At 74.3% G+C, this 269-nt stretch carries 1 pseudogene; it reads left to right on the top strand.

Annotation, left to right across the window (positions count from 1 at the left end):
- A pseudogene (locus ACEN88_RS35520) lies at positions 1-196 on the top strand (methyl-accepting chemotaxis protein); the annotation flags it as partial.
- Positions 197-269 lie beyond the last annotated feature (73 nt).

The raw sequence follows: 269 nt of genomic DNA, 5'->3' as shown, positions 1-269 counted from the left end.
GCCGACCGGCTGGTGGCCTCGGCCGCCCCGTTGCGCGGTCGTGACCGGCGTGGTCGACAGGATGGAGTCGATCAACGCGTCGGCGAACCGGATCGTCGACATCATCGGCGTCATCGACGGCATCGCCTTCCAGACCAACATCCTGGCGTTGAATGCGGCGGTGGAGGCGGCGCGCGCCGGCGAACAGGGGCGCGGGGGGGGCCGGGGGGGGGGGGGGGGGGGGCGCCCGGCGCCCCCCGCCCGGGGGGTATTAAAAAAAACCCCCCCCC

Origin of the sequence: Massilia sp. CT11-108 (genome assembly GCF_047302915.1) — a bacterium.
Taxonomy (GTDB): domain Bacteria; phylum Pseudomonadota; class Gammaproteobacteria; order Burkholderiales; family Burkholderiaceae_D; genus Telluria; species Telluria orientalis.
The sequence above is the reverse complement of the archived record's forward strand: the minus strand, read 5'-3'. Positions and strand labels throughout refer to the sequence as shown.